We start from the raw sequence: 19,651 nt of genomic DNA, 5'->3' as shown, positions 1-19,651 counted from the left end.
TGTCTGGCACAGCGAACTGGAGTCTGCACGATGGATGATCAGGCGGGTCGGATGCACGCGGAACGGAACGGCACGGCACGCCGGACCACCGGGGAAACCCTCCCCGGACACATCGAGCGGCAGGTCCGCCGCGATCCCGGTGGCGTGGCGGTGGTCCGCGGTGCGGAAAGCCTTTCCTACCGTGAGCTCAACGTCCGGGCGAACCGGCTCGCCCATGCGCTCATCGCGCGCGGCGCCGGCCCGGAAAAGGTCGTGTCGGTGTGCCTGCCGCGGTCGGTGGAACTGGTCGTGGCGCTGGTGGCCGTGCTCAAGGCGGGTGCGGCGTATCTGCCGATCGACCCGGACTATCCGCCGGAGCGAATCGCCTTCATGCAGCAGGACGTGCGCGTGGTGGCGCGGATCGACGAGCGCACCTTCGATGGGGCGGTGGGCTACCCGGAAACCGATCCGACGGACGCGGACCGGAGCGTTCCCCTGACCGCCGCCCATCCGGCCTACGTGATTTACACATCGGGTTCGACCGGCCGGCCGAAGGGCGTCGTGGTGCCGCACCACGGTGTCGTCGGCTACCTGGCCCACCTGCGCGAGCGCACGGGACTCGGCCCCGGGGACACCGTGCTGAATCTCGCCTCGGTGTCCTTCGATCCCTCCGTGCGCGACATCTTCGGGCCGTTGACGGCCGGTGCGACGTTGGCCATGGTGCCGCCCGAGGAAGCGAAGGATCCTCAAGCGCTGCTGGCCGCGCTGAACCGGCACCGGGTGACGGTGCTGCCCGCGCTGGTGCCGACGATGCTCAGCGCGCTGGCCGACGCGGCCGAGGCCACCGGGACAGCCCCGTCACCGTGGCTGCGGGTGGGCCTGGTGAGCGGCGAGGAACTGACCCTGGCACATACCCGGCGTGCCGGCGCGCTGGGTACGGCCTGGCGGCTGATCAACCAATACGGCCCCACCGAATGCACGATGGTCGCGACCTCCCACCCGGTCGACGGGGAACCGGGGCCCCGGATCCCCATCGGCAGGCCGATTCCGAACGCGCGGTGCTATGTGCTGGACGAACGGTTACGGCCGGTCGCGCCGGGCACCGTTGGTGAGCTGTATCTCGGTGGTGACGAGATCGCCCGCGGCTACGCCGGCCGTCCCGCGCTGACCGCCGAACGCTTTCCGGCCGATCCCCACGGTGTGCCCGGTTCCCGCATGTACCGGACGGGCGATCTGGCGCGCCGGCGTGCCGACGGTGCGCTGGAATTCCACGGCCGGGTCGATGACCAGGTGAAACTGCGGGGCAACCGGGTCGAACTCGGCGAGATCCAGGCGGTACTGGCGGGCTTTCCCGGCGTGGCGCAGGCAGCCGTCAGCGTGCGTGAGGACCGGCCAGGCGATCAGCGTCTCGTCGGTTACGTGGTCGGGCCGTTCGAACCGGCGCGGTTGCGCGCGTATCTGGGTGATCGGCTGCCCGGTTACATGATCCCCTCGGCGTTCGTGGCGCTGGACGCGCTTCCCTTGTCGCCGAACGGAAAGCTCGACCGGGCGCGGCTGCCGGCACCGGAGATCACCGGTACCGAGCGGACGCCGGAGTCGGAACGGGAACGGATCCTGTGCGAGCTCTTCGCCGATGTGCTGGGAGTCCGGCAGGTGGGCCCGGACGACGATTTCTTCGTGCTGGGTGGCCATTCGTTGCTGGTTTTCCGGCTGATCAGCCGGATCCGGTCCGTCCTGGATGCCGAAGTGCGACCGCACGCCGTGTTCGAGGCACCGTCACCGGCCGCGCTGCTGGACCGGCTTGATGGCGGGAGTGCCACGCGGCGGCCGATCAGCCGGATGAAGCGGCCCGAACTGGTGCCGCTTTCGCTGGCGCAGCGACGGTTGTGGTTCCTGCACCGGTTCGACGGGCCGAATCCGGCCTACAACGTGGTCTGGGCGGTACGGATGTCGGGCGAACTGGACCGTTCGGCGCTGACCGGCGCGCTCGGTGATGTCCTTGCCCGCCACGAATCGCTGCGCACGGTGTTCTTCGAACGTGACGGAGAGCCGTACCAGCTGGTTCTGGGCACGGAAAGTGCCCGGCCGGTACTGTCCATTGTGGATGTCGACGAGGCCGGACTGGACGGAGCGGTCGCCGTGGCGGCCGCGCGGCCCTTCGACCTCGCCGCCGAGATCCCGTTACGGGTGAGCCTGTTCTCGCTGGGCGAGCACGAGCAGGTGCTGCTGGTGGTCATGCACCACATCGCCGCCGATGGCGGTTCCATCGTTCCGCTGGTGCGCGATCTGTCGGCCGCGTATACGGCACGCCGGGCCGGGCAGCGGCCCGACCTGCCGTCGCCTCGGGTGCAGTACGCGGATTTCGCGCTATGGCAGCGAGAGCATCTCGGCGGGACGGACGGGGACGACGCGAATCCGATCGCCAGGCAACTGGAATACTGGCGGCGCACGCTCGACGGTTCTCCCGAACTGCTGGAGCTGCCCACCGACCGGCCGCGGCTCGCGGAGGCCGGCTACCGGGGCGACCGCGTCCGGTTCACTGTGGACAGTGCGTCATACCGGAAGTTGGCCGGGCTCGCCAGGGAAACGGGCACGACCGTGTTCATGGTCCTGCACGCGGCGCTCGCGGCGCTGCTGACCCGGTTGGGCTCGGGAACCGACATCCCGGTCGGCACCGTGCTCGCCGGTCGCGACGACGAGACGACCGAGGATGTCGTCGGGTTCTTCGTGAACACCGTGGTCCTTCGCACTGACACCTCCGGTGATCCGAGCTTCCGTGCGTTGCTGCGGAGGGTGCGGGAAACCGACCTGGCCGCCTACGCCAATCAGGACGTCCCCTTCGAGCGGCTGGTGGAAGCGCTCAATCCGGCGCGGTCGGTGTCTCACACGCCACTGTTCCAGGTGATTCTCACCTACGACAGCGGCGCCGACATCCGGCCGGAACTTCCCGGGCTGTCGGTCGAACCCTATCTCGCGGGCTCGGGCACGACGAAGTTCGACCTGTCGTTCTTCGTCTGGGAGACCGCCACCACCATCGAGGGCTATCTCGACTACGCGACCGATCTGTTCGACGCGGTGACGGCCGAGGAACTCGTGACCCGCCTGGTGCGGTTGCTGTGCGGGGCGCTGGCGGAGCCGGACGCGCCGATCAGCCGGATCGACCTGCTCTCCAGCTCCGAACGGCATGAGCTGCTGGTGGCGTGCAACGAAACCGACATCGAGGTGCCCGATGCCGTGCTGCCGGAGCTGTTCGCCACCCAGGTGCGCCGGGTGCCCGGGGCACCCGCGGTGGCGTTCGAGGACGAGACCCTGACTTACGCCGAACTCGACGCCCGGGCGAACAGACTGGCCAGGATGCTGGTGCGGGCCGGGGTCGGGCCGGAGCGGTTCGTCGCGGTCGCGCTGCCGAAATCGACCGATCTCGTGGTGGCCATGCTGGCGGTGCTCACGGCGGGCGCGGCCTACGTGGCCGTCGACCTGAGCTATCCGCAGGAGCGGATCGCGTTCATGCTCGACGACGTCGATCCGGTACTGGTACTCACCAGCACCGAGGTCGCCGGCACGCTCCCGGTCGACGGAAACCTGGTCGTGCTGGACGATCCGCATACCGCGGCGGTGCTCGACGCGTTGCCGGGCGAAGCCGTCACCGATGACGAGCGGACCCATCCCCTGAGGCCACGCAACCCGGCCTTCGCGATCTACACCTCGGGTTCGACCGGACGCCCGAAGGGGGTCGTCGTCGAGCACCATTCGCTGAACCATTACCTGGCCTGGGCACGCGACGCCTACCCCGGCGTCGCCGGGCGTGCGCTGGTGCACTCGTCGGTGTCGTTCGATCTGACGGTGACCGGGTTGTACGCGACCCTGACCGCCGGAGGATGCGTCCACCTGATCGACCTCGACGAGAACGCCGCGCGCAAGAACCCGGTGCGGCCCACCTTCGTCAAGGCGACGCCGAGCCATTTGCCGCTGCTGATCGCCCTGCCGGGGCGGTTCTCGCCCACCGAGCAGCTCGTGCTCGGCGGTGAGCCGCTGCTGGGCGAGGTGCTCGACGAATGGCGGACCAAGCATCCGGACGTCACCGTCTTCAACGAGTACGGGCCGACCGAGACGACCGTCGAGTGCATGGACTGCCGGATCCTGCCGGGCGAGACGGTCCCGCCCGGGGTGGTGACCCTTGGCTACGCGAGCTGGAACACCCAGATGTATGTGCTGGACGCGGCCCTGCGCCCGGTGCCGGTAGGGGTGGCCGGCGAGATCTACATCGCCGGTGAGCTCGTGACCCGTGGCTATCACCGGCGGCCCGCGCTGACCGCCGGGCGCTACGTGGCCAACCCCTTCGGTCCGCCGGGCTCGCGGATGTACCGTTCCGGGGACCTGGCCCGGCGGTGCCGTGACGGCCGGCTGGAGTTCCTCGCGAGGGTCGACGACCAGGTGAAGGTTCGAGGTTTCCGGATCGAGCTCGGTGAGATCGAGGCCGTGCTCGGCCAGGACCCGGCGGTGGCGCACGTCGCGGTGATCGTGCGCGAGGACCGGCCGGGCGACCGGCGGCTGGTCGCCTACTTCGTCCCGGCGGAACGCGCCACGGCGGTCGACACGGCGGCGCTGCGCGCCCGGTGTGCGGAGTATCTGCCGGAATACATGGTCCCGTCGGCCTTCGTGGCGATGGACGTGCTGCCGCTGACGCCGAACCGGAAACTGGACCGGCGGTCGCTGCCCGTTCCGGTGTACGAGGGTGACGCGTCACGCCGCGCGCCGCGTTCGGCACAGGAAGAGATCCTGTGCGGGCTGTTCGCCGAGGCACTCGGCATACCGGCGGTGGGCATCGACGACAACTTCTTCGCGCTGGGCGGGCATTCCTTGCTCGCGGTCCGGCTGATCAGCCGGATCCGCTCCACCTTCGGCGCGGAGCTGTCCCTTCGGGTGCTGTTCGAGTCGCCGACCGTGCTGTCCCTCGTCGACCATCTCAGCCATGCGGAGAAGGCCCGGCCCGCCTTGCGGAGCATGCCGCGGCCGGAGGAGGTCGGATGATCCGGCCGGCCACAGGCTCAGGTCGGTAGCGACTCCGCGGGCAGCTCGTCCGGCTGGAGCACGTCCTCGCCGTAGAGGTCGCGCAGCCAGTTGCTCTGGTAGACCGTGTCGAGGTATCGCTCACCGAGGTCGGGCGCGATGGCGACGGCGGTGACGTCTCTCGCGTCGTTCTCGGCGAGCCAGCGAATCGCACCGCTGATCACCGTGCCGGTCGAGCCACCGAACAGAAACCCCCGCCTGGCCAGCCGGTGACACGTGCGGATGGTGTCGGGCTCGGACACGTGCACGACATCGTCCACAAAGGATTCGTCGAGGATGGCGGGGCGGACGTTGGTGCCCAGCCCCGGGATCATCCGGCGTGCCGCCGGGCCGCCGAAGGTCTGCGAGCCCACGGCGTCCACCGCGACGATGCGGACCGGCCGGTGCCATTCCCGGAGGAAACGGGCGCAGCCCATCAGCGTTCCGGTGGTACCGGCGCCGACGAACAGCACATCCAGTCCCGGGAACTGGCGGACGATGGCCGGGGCGGTCGAGGCGTAGTGGGCGGCCCAGTTACCCGGGTTGGTGTACTGGTTGAGCCAGAGATAACGGCTGTCGGAGGAGCAGAGCGCCCGGATGTAGTTCAGGCGTGCCGCCAGGAAACCGCCCTCGGCCTCCGGTTCGGTGATGATGTGCACGCGAGTTCCCAGTGCCTCCATCAGGCGCCGGGTGGAGAGATTGCAGCGCGAGTCGGTCACGCAAAGGAACTCATAGCCACGGCTCGCCGCGACGACACTCAACGCGACGCCGAGATTTCCGGACGAGGACTCGACCAGCAGCCGTCCCGGCACCAGCGCCTTGGCGCGTTCGGCCGCGGTGACCATCCGCACCGCGGCCTTGAGCTTGACCGAACCGGCGAAGTTGAACCCCTCGCATTTGAGATACAGCGAGGTGCCGAACACCGGTTCCAGGTCGACGTAGAGGTCCTCCTCGTTGAATTCGTGCGGAGCGGAAATGACCGGCACGGTGGCATTCCTCCTGCGACGGCGGATCGAGCGGGGTCTGTGGGGCGCGCGGGCGAACGGGGGAGAAGCCTCGGGCACGGCCGCCGGCCGTCACGTGCGCGCGAGCATTTCAGCCGTACCGCCGCAACTCGTGGAAAAAGCCGTCGACGACCCCGAGCTGCCCGTCGCGGCTGACCTCGTCGTAGACGAAGCGGCCCACGGCCAGATCGAGGACACCGAGCCCGAACGGCGAGAACACCAGCGGCCGGCCGGCGGGTGGGGCAACGCGGCCCGCCAGCACCCCGGGCAACGTGCCGAGCACGAAGTCGCGGCCGCCAGAGACCTGCTCGGCCAGGTGGGGCGACGTGTCCGCCTTGAGGCAATGCTCGACATCGTCGACGACGTTCACGGCGTCGAGAATGATCTCCGGCGAGAGATCCCGCAGGGACAGGTGGAGCACGACCGGGTTGTGCTCGAACCAGCCGGGGTCGGTGATGTGGGGTACCGCGGCGACGGTGGCGAAGACGATCAGGTCGCAGGCGCGGATCAGTTCCGCCGCGCTCGCGTGCACCGTGACCTTGCCTGGCGCACCGGACCGGGCGAGGTACGAGCGGAAACCCTCGGCGTGCTCGGCCGAGACGTCCTGAATGCCGACCTCGTCGAAGGACCAGCCTGTCGCGGTGAGGTAGCGGTGCACGTAGCGGGCGATCAGCCCGGTCCCGCAGAAACCGATCGCGGTCGGCCGGGCGCGGGTCCGGGTGAGCCGGTCGGCGGCCAGTGCGGCCGACGCCGCGGTCCTGGTGGCGCTGATGATCGAGCTTTCCATACAGGCGAACGGATATCCGGTTTCCGGGTCGTTGAGGATCAGCACGGCCGAGGCGCGGGGGATCCCGGCGGCGACATTGTCCGGAAAGCTGGAGATCCACTTGAGACCGTCGACCGCCGCGGGCCCGCCCAGCGCGGCGGGCAGCGCGATGATCCGTGCCGACGGCCGGTCGGGAAAACGCAGAAAGTACGACGGCGGGTTGACCGTGCCGCCGGCGTCATGCGACCGGTAGGTCTCCTCGACGAGGTCGACGATCCGCCGTTCGCGGCCACGGAGCGCGCCGGCTACCTGCGTACCCGGGATCACGGCGAAGGAGGGCACGCCGGCTTCTGACATGACTGGAACTCCCTCAGATCGACGGGGTGGCCAGGGGACCGGCGAAGTCGGCCTGCCGCACCGGCTCGGCCATGGCGACGACGATCTCGCGGTCGCCCGTATACGGCTGCGTGCTGTGACTCGTCCGGATGTTGTCGACGATCATCACGTCTCCTGCCCGCCAGCGGTGGCTGACGGTGTGTTCGTCGTACACGCCGTTGATCGTCGTCACCACCTCCTCGGGAATGGGCGTGCCGTCGCCGAAACGCGTTGTGAACGGCAGCGATTCGGCTCCGTAGAGGTCGACCAGATAGGTTCGGACCTCGGCGGCCATCGTCCACTCGTTGAGGAAGGCGATCTGGTTGAACCAGCAACGGGCGCCGGTCACGGGATGCCGTACGACAGCGGGGCGGAGCTGCCGCGTCCGCAGGACGCCGTCCGGTCGCCACTCGAAGTCGATCGCGTTGGCGCGGCAGTACGCTTCGACGGCCCCTCGATCACTGGTACCGAAGGCCTCGGCCACCGAGACGCCGACATCGCCGTTGTAGGTGCGCTCGAGCATCCATCCGTCGCGCTCGAACCGCTCGACCAGGTCCCGGGGGAGCGCAGCCAGCACCGATGGCGAGTCGGCGACAGCGGTCGCGCCGCCCGTGGCGGGTGCGGTGACACAGAGGAAGATCAGCAAAGCGGGGAATTCGAGCGCGTAGCTCACCTCGTGGTGCATGCACATGGGCTGGTCCGGCGGCCACTTCGAGGAGGAGTACACACCCTCGGCGTGGCGGTCGCGCGGGGCGAAGGGCTCCCGTTCGGCCATCAGCGGGACCGGGAGCGATTGACACAGCTCGACCGCATCGCCGCGCTGCCGCGGTTCGAGCCCCCGCACGATGACAGCGCCGTGTTGGGTGACGGTTTCGCGTAGCTCCGCCCACGGCACCCCGGCATGGCGGCCGGCGGGCATTTCGAGAGCAGGCACCTCGGTCGACGATGGTGACTCCATCACGCCCGCCTTTCCGCCTCGGATGCTTCCCGGGACCGCTGTTCCAGCACCGTGGCCAGGTCGGCGAGAACCGGGTGGTCGGTCATGTCCTTCGGCGAGATCAGCCGGTCGAGCGTGATCGCGAGGCGCACCGCCGACAGCGATGTGCCGCCCCGCTCGAAGAAATGATCCGACCAGCCGATCTCGTCGACGGGGATGCTGAGCACCTTCGACCAGGCCAGCGCCAGCCGCCGCTGGGCGGGAGTGCCCGCCCCGGACTCCCGCCGGGTGCCGAGTCGATCGAGTTCGGCGGCGAGCCGGACGAGTGCCTTCCGGTCGACCTTGCCGTTGGCGGTCACCGGCAGGCGGTCGCGACGATGGAACGCGGCGGGGATCATGTACGCGGGGAGCGTCCGGCCCAGGACGGCCCGGAGTTCGTCGGCGGTCGCCTCGCTCTCCGCGCGGTAGAAGGCCACCAGTTGCCGGGTGCCGTCGGCGCGTTCGGCGACCACGACGGCGCCCGCGCGCACCCCGGGCACGAGCAGGAGGGCGTTTTCGACCTCGCCCGGTTCGATCCGGAAGCCGCGGATCTTGACCTGGCTGTCGGCCCGGCCGAGGAACTCGAGTTTGAAGTCGGGCAGCCACCGGCCGAGGTCACCGCTGCGGTACAGCCGCTGCCCCGGACAGTGCGGATCGGTGCCGAAGGCCAGCCGCGTGCGCTCGGCATCGTTGACGTACCCGCGGCCGACACAGATCCCGGAGAAGACGATTTCGCCCGCCGCACCGAGCGGGACGAGCCGGAGGCCCTCGTCGACGAGGTAGATCCGGACGTTGGCCACGGGCGGGCCGAGCGGAACCCGGTCCTGCGCGGGGACCTGGTACATGATCTCGTGGTTGGTGTCGTCGGAGGTCTCGGTGAGCCCGTAGGCGTTGATCAGCCCGATTCCCGGTGCGGCGGCGAACCAGCGGCGCACCAGTTCCTTCTTGATCTCCTCACCGGTGACCAGCACGTGGCGCAGGGCCGCCGGCGGGCGGTTGTGCTTCTCCAGAAAGGAGACGATGACATCCAAATAGGACGGTACGACCTGGAGGACGGTGACCTGTTCCCGGACGAGGTGGTCGATCAGGCGCTCGACGTCCAGGATCAGCTCCGGCCCGAAGATCACCGTACGGCCACCCATGAGCGGGCCACAGATCAACTGCCACAAGGAGATGTCGAAACACTGTGGTGCGGTCTGGGCCACCACGTCCGAGGCACCGATCCCGACGTCGTCCACTTTGGCGTAGAGGTGGTTGATCAGCCCGGCGTGTTCGCACATCGCGCCCTTGGGTTCTCCTGTGGAGCCCGAAGTGAAGTAGATGTAGGCGAGCTGACCGGGTTCGACGCGCAGGCGGAGATCGCCGTCCGGTCCGTCCCCGGTATAGAGGTCCGGGATGACCATCGTCGCGATCGGCCCGGCATCCCGCAGGACGCGGTCGGAACCCGGTTCGGTGAGGGCGAGGCGGCAGCCGGAGCGGGCCAGCATCGTCGCGACGCGGCCTGCCGGGAATCGCGGCTCGATCGGAAGGTAGGCGGCGCCGGCCTTGAACACGGCGATGACCGCGGCGAACCAGTCCAGGTTGCGTTCGGTCATCACCGCGACGACGTCTTCGCGGACGGTGCCCCTGGCGAGCAGGGCCCACGCGATGCGGTTGGCGCGGCGGTTCAGCTCCCGGTAAGTGAGCCGTGCGGTGCCGTGGACGACGGCGATCGCGTCGGGCCGCTCCCGCACGCGTTCTTCGAACAGTTCGTGGAAGGCGCGGTCCGGCCGCTCGCGCCGCGGTCCGGCGAGAGCTTCGATCTGGAAGGCGATTTCCTCCTCGGAAAGCAGGTTCGCCCCGTGGTGCCGGGCACCGGGGTCGGCGTTGATCAGGTCCAGGGCGCTGCGGTGGTACCCGGCGATCCGGTCGGCGTAGTCGTCGTCGATCAGCTCGGACTGGTAGCGCAGCCGGAGCCGGTTCGTCGCCTGCTCGAACCGGATCGCGAGCACGACACCCTCGGGAAGGGCGTCCGGCCAGTGCCGGTCGCCGACCGGGTCGAGTGTCGCCTCGAAGGCGTGCCGTCGTCCCGGCTCGCTCGGTTCGGCCCGCTCCACGTGGGTGATCAGCTCGTGCCACGAGGTGTCGCCGACGGTGAGGTCCAGCGCGGCGAGGTCATCCTGTCCGGGCGCCAGGTACCCGGTCACGATGCGCTGTTCGCCGGTCAGCACGGCGAGCACCTTCGCGTGCGCGGCCAGCACCAGCACGTGCGGTGGCACACCGAGAAGTCCGGCCGTGGCCGCCAGCGTGGTGGCGAAATCGTCCGGCATCGCCGTCTCGTGCTCGCGGATTCCCTCGGCGGGAACGGCGGCCCAGCGCGGGATGGTGCCGAATGCGGGCTTCATCGGACGCTCAGTCGCGAGACGCCGGGTACTCGTCGCCGGAGGACCCCGGAGGGGTGCCGTCCCCGTCTGCAAAGGGATTCGTCATGAACTGACTCCTTCTCGCCGGTACTTCCGGTCAAGGCTAGGTGGGCCGATTATCGCTGGGATATCGGTTTCGCTGTCCGCGGCCGAAATTCCGGCGATAAATATTCGATGTGCGCCCCGGATAGGGTGGGTCGAAATTTCACCGCACCAGAACAGAAGGAATAACGTGATTAGATCAGTGGTGATCGTGGGTGGTGGCACGGCGGGCTGGATGAGTGCCTCCTACCTGAAGGCGGCCTTCGGAGACCGGATCTCGGTGACCCTGGTGGAATCGAGCAGGGTCGGCAACATCGGTGTCGGGGAAGCCACCTTCAGTACCGTCCGTCATTTCTTCGACTATCTCGGGCTGGACGAGCGGGACTGGATGCCGCACTGTTCGGCCTCCTACAAGCTGGCGATCCGGTTCGAGAACTGGCGTTCGCCCGGAACACACTTCTACCACCCGTTCGAGCGGCAACGCGTCGCCGACGGGTTCACCCTGACCGAGTGGTGGCTGGCTCACGGCGGCCGTTCCGAGTCCTTCGACCGTGCCTGCTATGTCACCCCCTGGCTGTGCGAGGCCCAGCGGGCGCCACGCCACCTCGACGGCTCGCTGTTCATGGCGGGCGCGGACGGCTCGCTCAACCGGTCGACCCTGGCCGAGCAGCGTGCCCAGTTCCCCTACGCCTATCACTTCGATGCCGACCTGCTGGCCCGCTTCCTCACCGGCTACGGCGTGGACCGGGGCGTGCGGCACGTGACCGACGACGTCGTGGAGGTCGAGCAGGACGAGCGCGGGTGGATCTCGGCGGTCGTCACCAAGGACCACGGCCGGCTGACCGGGGAACTGTTCATCGACTGCACGGGTTTCCGCGGACTACTCATCAACAAGACGCTGGAGGAGCCGTTCGAATCGTTCCTCGACGTACTGCCGAACGATCGCGCGGTCGCGCTCCGGGTGCCACAGGACACCTCCGCCACCGGGATCCGGCCCTACACCACCGCGACCGCGATGAGCGCCGGATGGATCTGGACGATTCCCCTCTTCAATCGCAAGGGCACCGGCTATGTGTACTCGGAACAGTACTGCACGCCGGAGGAGGCGGAACGGACGCTCCGCGAGTTCGCCGCGCCGGGTCAGGACGACCTCGAGGCCAACCACATCCGGATGCGGATCGGCCGCAACCGGCGCTCGTGGGTGCGCAACTGCGTGGCGATCGGATTGGCGAGCGGTTTCGTGGAACCGCTGGAATCGACCGGGATCTTCTTCATCCAGCACGGGATCGAACAGCTCGTCAAGCATTTCCCGGACCAGCGCTGGGATCCGCTGCTGGTCGAGGACTACAACAACCGGGTCGCGCACGTCATCGACGGCGTGAAGGAGTTCCTGGTCCTGCACTACCGGGCCGCGGCCAGGGACGACTCGCCCTACTGGAAGGAGGCGAAGGTCCGGCCGATTCCCGACGGCCTGGCGGCCCGGCTCCGGCTGGCGAAATCGCATCTGCTGGACAACGAAACGATTTTTCCCTACTACCACGGGTTCGAGCCGTATTCGTGGAACACGATGCTGCTCGGCCTGGGCTGGTCGCAGACCGCGGAGAGACCGGCGTTGGCGCATATGGACAAGGTCACGGCCGAGCGGGAACTCGCGCGGCTGCGCGCGGACGCGAACGATATCGTGGCGGCTCTGCCCAGTTGCCAGGAATATCTCGCCACGATTCATTAGCGGTTTTTGCCTCCGGCCCGCTGACCTCACGGCGTGGTGACGTCAGCGGGCCGGCCACCCGGTCAGTCCGCGTTGTGCCCCAGCACGATTCCGGTCAGCGCGGCGACAACCGCGCGAGGCGGAGGGTTCAGGTAGAAATGGCCGCCCCGGAACAGGCGCAGATCGAAGCCGGACGGCGTGTGCCGATCCCATTCCCGGACGTCCTCGACCGATGTGGTCGGGTCCTCCTCACCGAGGAAGGCGGTGATCGGGACGGACACGGTCGCGCCCGGCACGGGCCGGTACTCCTCGTGTGCCTTGAAATCGGCCCGTATCATCGGCAGCAGGAGCTCGGTGAGGTCGGGATCGTCCAGCACGCCCACGTCGGTGCCGCCCAGTGAACGCATTTCTTCGAACAGCTCGTCGTCCTTGTCCCAGCGCGGCCGGCCGTTCCGTCTCCGGCCGGGCGCGCCCCGGGCCGAGACGATCAACCGCGTCGGCTGGGGTCCTCCGTCGAGCTCCAGTCTCCGGGCGACCTCGTAGGCCACGATCGCTCCCATGCTGTGCCCGAACAGGACCAGAGGCCGCGGCGCCATCGCCCTGGTCGCGTGGTACATCAGGTCGGTCAGGGGGCCGATGGCGTCCAGACACGGTTCGGCCACGCGATCCTGGCGGCCCGGATACTGCGCGGCCAGCACCGTCACGTCCGGGGCGAGCGCGTGGGCGAGTGGCGCGAAGAAACTCGCCGATCCGCCGGCGTGCGGGAAGCACAGCAGGGTCGGGGTCCCGCGCGAGGGCGCCGCACCGAACCGGCGGAGCGACCTGGTGGGCTCATCGATGATGTGTGCCATGATCACCTTCCGTGCTCGTGTCCTGGACCCGGCCGGTCGCCGGGTTCCTCCCGTTCCGGCCACGACCGGTATTCGCGCAGGCCGTAGAGCAGTGGCAGCCCCTCGTGCCGCTCGGTGACGGCGAACACGGCGCCGAACACCACCCGGTGATCGCCGACCAGCCGGGTGCCGGTCACCCGGCAGTCCGCGGTGGCGTGGGCGTCCAGGGTGAGGTGCGGCCCGCCCGCGGCCGGATCGAGCGTCCAGCGGACCTGCTCGAACCGGTGCGGCATGCCCGAAGCGAACAGTTCCGCGGTCGCTTTCGCTCGCCTGTGCAGCAGGTTCACCGCGAACGTCGTTCTCCGCAGCATCGCGTGCAGGGTCGGGCTGTCCTGCCACAGCGAGACGAGCAGGGTGGGGGGCGCGAGCGACACGCTGCACAGTGACGAGCAGGTCATGCCCCGTGGCCTGCCGTCATCGTCGGTCGTGGTCACTACGGCCACACCGGTGGGAAACCGTGCCATCAGCGAACGGAGATCGGCCGCCGGCGCCGGGTCGAGGATCGTCTTGGTCGGTCCGTCGGTCATCGCGTCTGGCTCCTCGCTCCGGATGGGAAGTCCTGACGATCCGGGTCCGCTGCCGGACCGGGGCGATTCGAGAATAGGGTGTGGTGTTTTTTCGGCGTTATCGCCGGCATGGTCCGGCTAGTCGATAACATCTCGAAATAGACGACCTTTAGTATCGTCGACGCGAAGCAGAGTTGAAGCGTTTTGTCCGCGGCACGGTTGATTTCGATTGGATCGCCATCATGCCAGCCAACCATCAATCCATCCGAATCGACGACCTGCGGAACCCCGTGCTCACCGACGCCGCGCGCCGGACGATCGAGCACGCGGAACGCGACCCGGTCGACCTGACGGAGGACGCGGTACTGTCCTCGGCGAGCGAGCTGACCGGGCTCACCGACTTCGGCCCCGGCACCTTTCGCGCCGGTCTGCGCCGCCAGCTCGCGGACACGACCGGAACACCGTTGGACCGTGCCGAGATGTTTCGCAGTGTCGTGCGCAATCTGGCCATCCGGCTGCGGTTCCACGATCTCCTCGGCCGGCACCCGGAAATTCGTGATCTGCGGATCGAAAAACCCGTCATCATCGTCGGGCCGTCACGTTCGGGAACCACTTATCTGCAGGGCACGATCGCCGCGGATTCCCGGCTGCGGTCACTTCGCCTGCGGGAGGCGGCCGACCCGTTTCTCGAGGCCGGCGGCAAACCGTTGGCCGACAGCGGAGAGATATTGTCCATCGCCGGCGGCGAAGGGGGCAAACCGAGCATGGTGCTGCCGGGGGTACGAACCGACCTGCTGCCCCACCTGGCCACCATCCTGCAACTCGGTCCCGATGACGTGGCGCAGGAAAACATGTTGATGGACTCCAATTTTCCCATCGACGACGAGGACCAGGCACCGCACTATGCCTACATGGCGACCATGCTCAAGGCCTTGCAGTGGCTGCGCGGGCCGGACCGCTGGGTCCTCAAGGCGCCGCAGCACTGCCAGTACCTTCGTCTGCTGCTGGCCAATTTTCCCGGCGCCACGTTCGTCATGACCCACCGCGACCCGGTGGCGATGGTCCAGTCGCTCGCCACGATGTTCGCCTACGTGACGCGACTACGGTCGGCGGAAGTGGACGTCGACGCGATTTTCGCCGCGGCGGCCGATCGCATCGAGGGCATGCTCCGGGCCAGGATGCGCGACCGTCCGCTCATCCCGGACGACCAGGTCGTCGACGTGCTCTTCCACGAATTCACGGCCGACCAGTTGTCCGCTGTGCGGCGGATCTACGCCGCCGCCGGCCTGACCGTGACCGATGAGCTGTGCGAAAACATCGCCACGTTCAACGCCGAGCACCGTCGTTACCGGCAGCAGCGGATCGTCCACGACCTGCGGGCCGACTTCGGGGTCGATCCGGAAAAACTCCGCGAGCGATTCGACTTCTACTACCAGTGTCACCCTGTGCGCCTTGAGGTCCGGTAATCCCGGTGCGCGCCCCGTGCTGTCCCTTCGCTCGTCCGGGACGGCTTGGGCGGCTCGCTATCACGGCCCGCACAGGCTCACCAGCCTGGGCACGATCTCGGCCGGGGCCGGCATGGTGGAGATTTCGGTCCGCACCTGCCGCGCGGTCGAGTGCAACGCGTCGTCGGTGATCAGCCGGCGCAACAAGGCGGTGTCGACCTCCTCGATCTTGGCCGATATGCCGGCGCCACGGTTGTGCACCGCCCTGGCATTGATGCCGTTGTCCGCGCCGGTGGCCAGCACGAGTTGAGGGACGCCCGCTTCCAGCGCGGTCAGTGTGGTACCGCCACCACCGTGGTGGATCAGCGCGGTACAGGTGCGCACCAAGGCGGACAGCGGTACCCAGCCGGGGATCCGGGTATTCGGCGGGATCGCGCCGAGCGCGTCGATGTCCACGTCGCCGAGCGCGAGCACCAACTCGATGTCGAGGTCCGCGGCCGCGGCCAGGATCGAAGCCGCCATCTCCAGCCTCCAGGTGCCCGAGCCCGAGCCCAAGCTGAGACCGACGCGGGGGCGTTCCGGCGTGACGACCGGCGGCATCAACCAGGCGGGCAGCCGCGCACCGCCGCTGTACGGAACGTGGCGCATCGGCCAGCCGCCGGGCGATCCTTCGATCATGCTGGGCGGACTGGAATCGGTACCGGTGCGTCGCTCCGGCAGGCCGGTGGCGCCGTAGTCGGCGAACACCTCTTTCATGTGCTCGTACATCAGGACCGCGAGGCACTCGGTTCGGCCGAAACCTTCGCGACACTCGACCGAGGGCACCCCGAGCACCGCCGCCGCGACCAGGGCACCGCCGTACAACGGCGAGTGCACCACCAGATCGGGCCGCCAGGTGCGGGCCAAATCGACCAGCACGCCGGTGAACGCGGCGGACTTCTCGGCGAAAAACGGTACCGCCTCCTCGAGCGAGTCCAGTCCGGTGTCACCACGCTCGCGCAATTTGGCGTGGAGCCCGGGATTTGTTTCGGCGAGCTTCCCGGCCAGCTTCGCCAATACTTCCGGCCGGTCCTGTCCGAGTTCGACTTCTACGACGGGAAGCCCGGCCTTTTCCACGGCCAGGCCGCCGAACGCGGTGCCGAACAGCACCTCGTGCCCGGCCGCCCGCAGCGCCCACGCCAGCGGCACCATCGGATACGCATGGCCGATCGCCGGGATCGGCAGGAAGAGCACACGCATCGTCCTGGTCGTCCTTTCTCCTCGCACGGATCCGGTGTGGCCGGTCGGTGTGCGGTTCAGACCCGGCGGGCGTAGCGCATGACGGTCAAGGGACCGAAAACCGTGATCGTCCCGAGGATCCACAAAATGGTGCCCAGCACCGGCCGCGCGGCATCGGCACCGGTCAGGAGATCACGAGAGGCGTCGCACACCAGGGTCACCGGATTCACCTCGGCGAACACCCGCAACCAGCCCGGCATCGTGTCGGGCGGCACGAACATGGAACTACCGAACTGTAAGGGGATCATCCACAGTGACGCGGTCATCTGAACGGATTGTGGCCGCCGCAGAACCAGGCCGATGAACGCCGACACCCAGGACAGCGCGACGCCGAGACCCACCATGAGCAGCATCGAAGCGAGTACGGCCAGGGGACCGCCGGACACCCGGAATCCGATGGCGAACCCGAACGCGGACATCAGGAGCAGGACGATGATCATGCGGCACAGATCGGCGGTGATCCGCCCGATCAGTACCGACGAGCGCGCGATGGGAAACGAGCGGAACCGGTCCATCATCCCGGTGGTGAAATCCAGATTCAACCAGGTCCCGGTCAGCCTGGACGCGACGGCGACGGTTTGGAAGGTGATTCCCGGCAGCACGTACTCCTTGTAGTCCATGCGGCCATTGCTGATCGCGCCCCCGAAAACGTAGATCAGGACCACCCCGAACAGCATCGGGAAGATCGCGGTGGAAACCAGCTGCATCGGCGAACCCCGCATGTGCAGGAGATTGCGCCGGCAGATCGCCATGGACTGGCGAAACACCCGTCGCGGATCAGTCGTCGACCTGCCCGGGGCCAAAATGGGCAGGGTCTGCGAAGGGTCCATCCGATTCCTCTCCCGCCTTCCGCCTTTGCTCGGTGTTCGGTGTGTGCCCGGTCAGGGCCAGGAACACCTCGTCCAGGCCTGGGGTATGCGTATCGACGCTCACCAGCGGCAGACCGGTTTCGCCCAACGTCCGGACCGCCCTGGTGAGCTGGTCGTCCTGACTGATCGTCAGCGAAACCAGGCCGGTCCCCTCGTCGGCTCTGACCGCCCCGAGCCCGGCGTCGGTGAACGCCGACACCACCGCGTCCGGCGGCACCGAGGGTGCCGGTCGCACACGCAGCACCGTCCCGCCGACCTTGGCGCACAGTTCCGCGATCGGACCGGAGGCGATCACGGCACCGTCGTCCATGACCGCCACGTGGTCGGCCAGTTCCTCGGCCTCCGCCATGTACTGGGTGGTCAGCAGCACGCTGGTGCCCTGCGCGGCCAGTTCTCGCACGATCTCCCACAAGCCGTTGCGGCTGTGTGGATCCAGTCCGGTCGTCGGTTCGTCGAGGTAGAGCACTTTCGGCCGCCCGATGAGGCTGGCCGCCAAGTCCAGCCGGCGCCGGAGTCCGCCGGAATAGGTGGACACGTGCCGGCCTGCCACCCTGGTCAGTTCCAGCCGGTCGAGTAGTTCGTCCACTCTCGCCCATGCCTTGCGCCGCGGAAAGTCCAGCAGCCGGGCGAACAGGTAGAGGTTCTCGCGGCCGGAGATGTCGACGTCCACCATGGAGTACTGCCCGGTGAGACCTATCGATTCGCGGACGAGGTCCGGCCGGTCGCTGATCTCGTGCCCGGCGACCCACGCCCGTCCCGCGTCCGGCCGCAGCAGGGTGGCCAGCATGCGAATCGTCGTGGTCTTGCCGGCGCCGTTCGGCCCGAGCAGGCCGAGTACGGTGCCGGCGGCCACATCGAGGTCGACCCCGTTGACGGCACGGACGTCACCGAAGTGTTTCACCAGCCCCTGGGCCTGAATCGCGGTGGTCATCGGCGTCCCTGCCGCGCGGTGACCTCGAGATCGGCGGCCGTCGGCATCGGTTCGAGTTCCACCGGCAGATGCAGATAGCCCTGGGTGAGATTGCTGCGCAGCCATTCCGGCGGCCCGGTGACCGTGACCGAGCGCACCTGCTCGACGAGCGCCCGCAACAACGCGGTGAGGCCGGCGCGTGCCAGTGCCGCGCCAAGACAGTGATGAGGCCCGTTGCCGAACCCGAGATGTTTGTTCGGCTGCCGGTCCATCAGGAACCGTTGTGGTTCCTGGAACACTCGCTCATCGCGGTTGGCGGCGGGCAGCCATGCCGCCACCGGGCTTCCGGCCGGCAGGGTCCGGCCGCAGACCTCGACCTTCTCCGTGGCGACCCGTAGCACGTGCATGGCCGGTGACGTCCATCGAATGACTTCTTCGACCACCGTCCGGATCCGCGTGGGGTCCGCCCGCAGCCGGTCCAACGCGTCCGGCACCGTGCTCAACGCGTGAAAGCACCCGGTGATCGAATGCCGGGTGGTCTCGTTACCGCCGATCAGGACGTTGTCGCAGTTGAACAGGACGTCTCGAACACTGAGCCCGCCGTCGGACACCAGCGTGCTCACCAGATCGTCGCCGGGTGCGGATCGCCGCCGTTCGACGAGTTCGTAAAAATACATCAGTATTTCGGAATGCGCCTCGCTCGGCGACATTTTGTCGAACGTGCCGTCACTGCCACCGAAAGCGTGATTGGTCAGTTCGACGAGCCGCTCCCGGTCCTCCGGCGGCACGCCGAGTATCTCGCAGACCACCGCGGCGGGCAGCCTTGGCCCGACTGTCATGGCGACGTCGACCCGCCCGGCCGCGAGGGCTTCGGCTAGGCACTTCCGCACCTCGGTATCGATGAACCGGTCCAGCGTGGTCGCGTTCGTCCGGGACAGGAATGGTGTGATCAGCCGTCGGAGATGGGTATGGTGCTCGCCGTCGGTGACCACCAGCATGCGTCCGCCCGCGTGGTCCGGAGTCTCGGCGTCGAACCCGATCATCATGCCGTACTCGGACGTGAACGGCGCCGAAGGCGCGAGCACACCGCGGCACGCCTCATGGGAGAACACCGACCAGAATCCGTGCGGTGAGCTGCCCGGTTCACTCCATACCAGTTCATCGGCGACCGCATAATCCCGCCACATCGCGAAGCGGGCGTCCGATCGGTACAGATCGGGATTTCCGAGATCCGGCACCGCGGCACTCATCCGTCGACCTCCTCGCCGGGCCGCGGCAGGTACCCCGGCAACGACCCCGCAAGCACCGCCCGCCGCTCGTCACGTAGTCGTCGAGGACCGGTACCGTCTTCGTTCCCGCACGGGTTCGCCATCACTCGACTCCTTTGCTCAGGCCTCGCGCCGAGGTTATGTATTCCACTTATCGCCGAGTTATCGAACCGGGTTCTCGGCG

The 19,651-nt window shown here is 68.3% G+C and carries 14 protein-coding genes; 3 read left to right on the top strand and 11 right to left on the bottom strand.

What is annotated here, in order from left to right; genetic code table 11:
- Positions 1 to 30: 30 nt before the first annotated feature.
- Complete coding sequence (locus ACFSXZ_RS05395) at positions 31 to 5,010, top strand: amino acid adenylation domain-containing protein (protein WP_378261843.1); 4,980 nt, start codon at positions 31 to 33, stop codon at positions 5,008 to 5,010.
- A gap of 17 nt (positions 5,011 to 5,027) precedes the next feature.
- On the opposite strand, the gene sbnA is transcribed toward ACFSXZ_RS05395, so the two are convergent.
- The 4 genes from sbnA to ACFSXZ_RS05375 all read right to left on the bottom strand — a co-directional run bounded on the left by sbnA (position 5,028) and on the right by ACFSXZ_RS05375 (position 10,533).
- A complete protein-coding gene (sbnA, locus tag ACFSXZ_RS05390) occupies positions 5,028 to 6,014 on the bottom strand; it encodes a 2,3-diaminopropionate biosynthesis protein SbnA (protein WP_378261841.1) in 987 nt (328 codons plus the stop codon).
- Between the two features lie 109 nt (positions 6,015 to 6,123).
- Positions 6,124 to 7,155, bottom strand: coding sequence for a 2,3-diaminopropionate biosynthesis protein SbnB (gene sbnB / locus ACFSXZ_RS05385; protein WP_378261839.1), 1,032 nt, complete (start codon positions 7,153 to 7,155; stop codon positions 6,124 to 6,126).
- Between the two features lie 13 nt (positions 7,156 to 7,168).
- Positions 7,169 to 8,131: a TauD/TfdA family dioxygenase gene (locus tag ACFSXZ_RS05380; protein WP_378261837.1), complete on the bottom strand. Its 963-nt coding sequence runs from the start codon at positions 8,129 to 8,131 to the stop codon at positions 7,169 to 7,171.
- Positions 8,131 to 10,533, bottom strand: a complete 2,403-nt coding sequence (locus ACFSXZ_RS05375) for an amino acid adenylation domain-containing protein (RefSeq protein ID WP_378261835.1) — start codon at positions 10,531 to 10,533, stop codon at positions 8,131 to 8,133. Before ACFSXZ_RS05375 ends, ACFSXZ_RS05380 begins: the two co-directional genes overlap by 1 nt.
- Before the next feature lie 250 nt (positions 10,534 to 10,783).
- Here ACFSXZ_RS05375 and ACFSXZ_RS05370 point away from each other — a divergent pair, with 250 nt between their 5' ends.
- A complete protein-coding gene (locus tag ACFSXZ_RS05370) occupies positions 10,784 to 12,322 on the top strand; it encodes a tryptophan halogenase family protein (protein ID WP_378261833.1) in 1,539 nt (512 codons plus the stop codon).
- Between the two features lie 62 nt (positions 12,323 to 12,384).
- Here ACFSXZ_RS05370 and ACFSXZ_RS05365 read toward each other — a convergent pair whose 3' ends face one another.
- Positions 12,385 to 13,152, bottom strand: coding sequence for a thioesterase II family protein (locus ACFSXZ_RS05365; RefSeq protein WP_378261831.1), 768 nt, complete (start codon positions 13,150 to 13,152; stop codon positions 12,385 to 12,387).
- A gap of 2 nt (positions 13,153 to 13,154) precedes the next feature.
- Positions 13,155 to 13,718: a flavin reductase family protein gene (locus ACFSXZ_RS05360; protein ID WP_378261829.1), complete on the bottom strand. Its 564-nt coding sequence runs from the start codon at positions 13,716 to 13,718 to the stop codon at positions 13,155 to 13,157.
- 221 nt (positions 13,719 to 13,939) lie between these two features.
- Between ACFSXZ_RS05360 and ACFSXZ_RS05355 the strand changes: the two genes are divergently transcribed.
- Complete coding sequence (locus ACFSXZ_RS05355; protein ID WP_378261827.1) at positions 13,940 to 15,163, top strand: sulfotransferase family protein; 1,224 nt, start codon at positions 13,940 to 13,942, stop codon at positions 15,161 to 15,163.
- 60 nt (positions 15,164 to 15,223) lie between these two features.
- Here ACFSXZ_RS05355 and ACFSXZ_RS05350 read toward each other — a convergent pair whose 3' ends face one another.
- The 5 genes from ACFSXZ_RS05350 to ACFSXZ_RS05330 are packed head-to-tail and all read right to left on the bottom strand — an operon-like array spanning position 15,224 to position 19,571.
- Positions 15,224 to 16,381 (bottom strand): nucleotide disphospho-sugar-binding domain-containing protein, encoded by a 1,158-nt coding sequence (locus tag ACFSXZ_RS05350; RefSeq protein ID WP_378261825.1) that lies wholly within the window; start codon positions 16,379 to 16,381, stop codon positions 15,224 to 15,226.
- 56 nt (positions 16,382 to 16,437) lie between these two features.
- Positions 16,438 to 17,172 (bottom strand): ABC transporter permease, encoded by a 735-nt coding sequence (locus tag ACFSXZ_RS05345; RefSeq protein ID WP_378261823.1) that lies wholly within the window; start codon positions 17,170 to 17,172, stop codon positions 16,438 to 16,440.
- A gap of 25 nt (positions 17,173 to 17,197) precedes the next feature.
- The gene (locus ACFSXZ_RS05340) at positions 17,198 to 18,220 is read right to left on the bottom strand and encodes an ATP-binding cassette domain-containing protein (RefSeq protein WP_378261821.1); all 1,023 of its coding nucleotides are present in this window, start codon (positions 18,218 to 18,220) and stop codon (positions 17,198 to 17,200) included.
- On the bottom strand, positions 18,217 to 19,449 hold the full coding sequence (locus tag ACFSXZ_RS05335) for a cytochrome P450 (RefSeq protein WP_378261818.1): 1,233 nt from the start codon (positions 19,447 to 19,449) through the stop codon (positions 18,217 to 18,219). Before ACFSXZ_RS05335 ends, ACFSXZ_RS05340 begins: the two co-directional genes overlap by 4 nt.
- A complete protein-coding gene (locus ACFSXZ_RS05330) occupies positions 19,446 to 19,571 on the bottom strand; it encodes a hypothetical protein (RefSeq protein WP_378261816.1) in 126 nt (41 codons plus the stop codon). Before ACFSXZ_RS05330 ends, ACFSXZ_RS05335 begins: the two co-directional genes overlap by 4 nt.
- Positions 19,572 to 19,651 lie beyond the last annotated feature (80 nt).

The sequence above is a fragment of the Amycolatopsis pigmentata genome (assembly GCF_042684065.1).
Classification (GTDB): Bacteria; Actinomycetota; Actinomycetes; order Mycobacteriales; family Pseudonocardiaceae; genus Amycolatopsis_E; species Amycolatopsis_E pigmentata.
The sequence above is the reverse complement of the archived record's forward strand: the minus strand, read 5'-3'. Positions and strand labels throughout refer to the sequence as shown.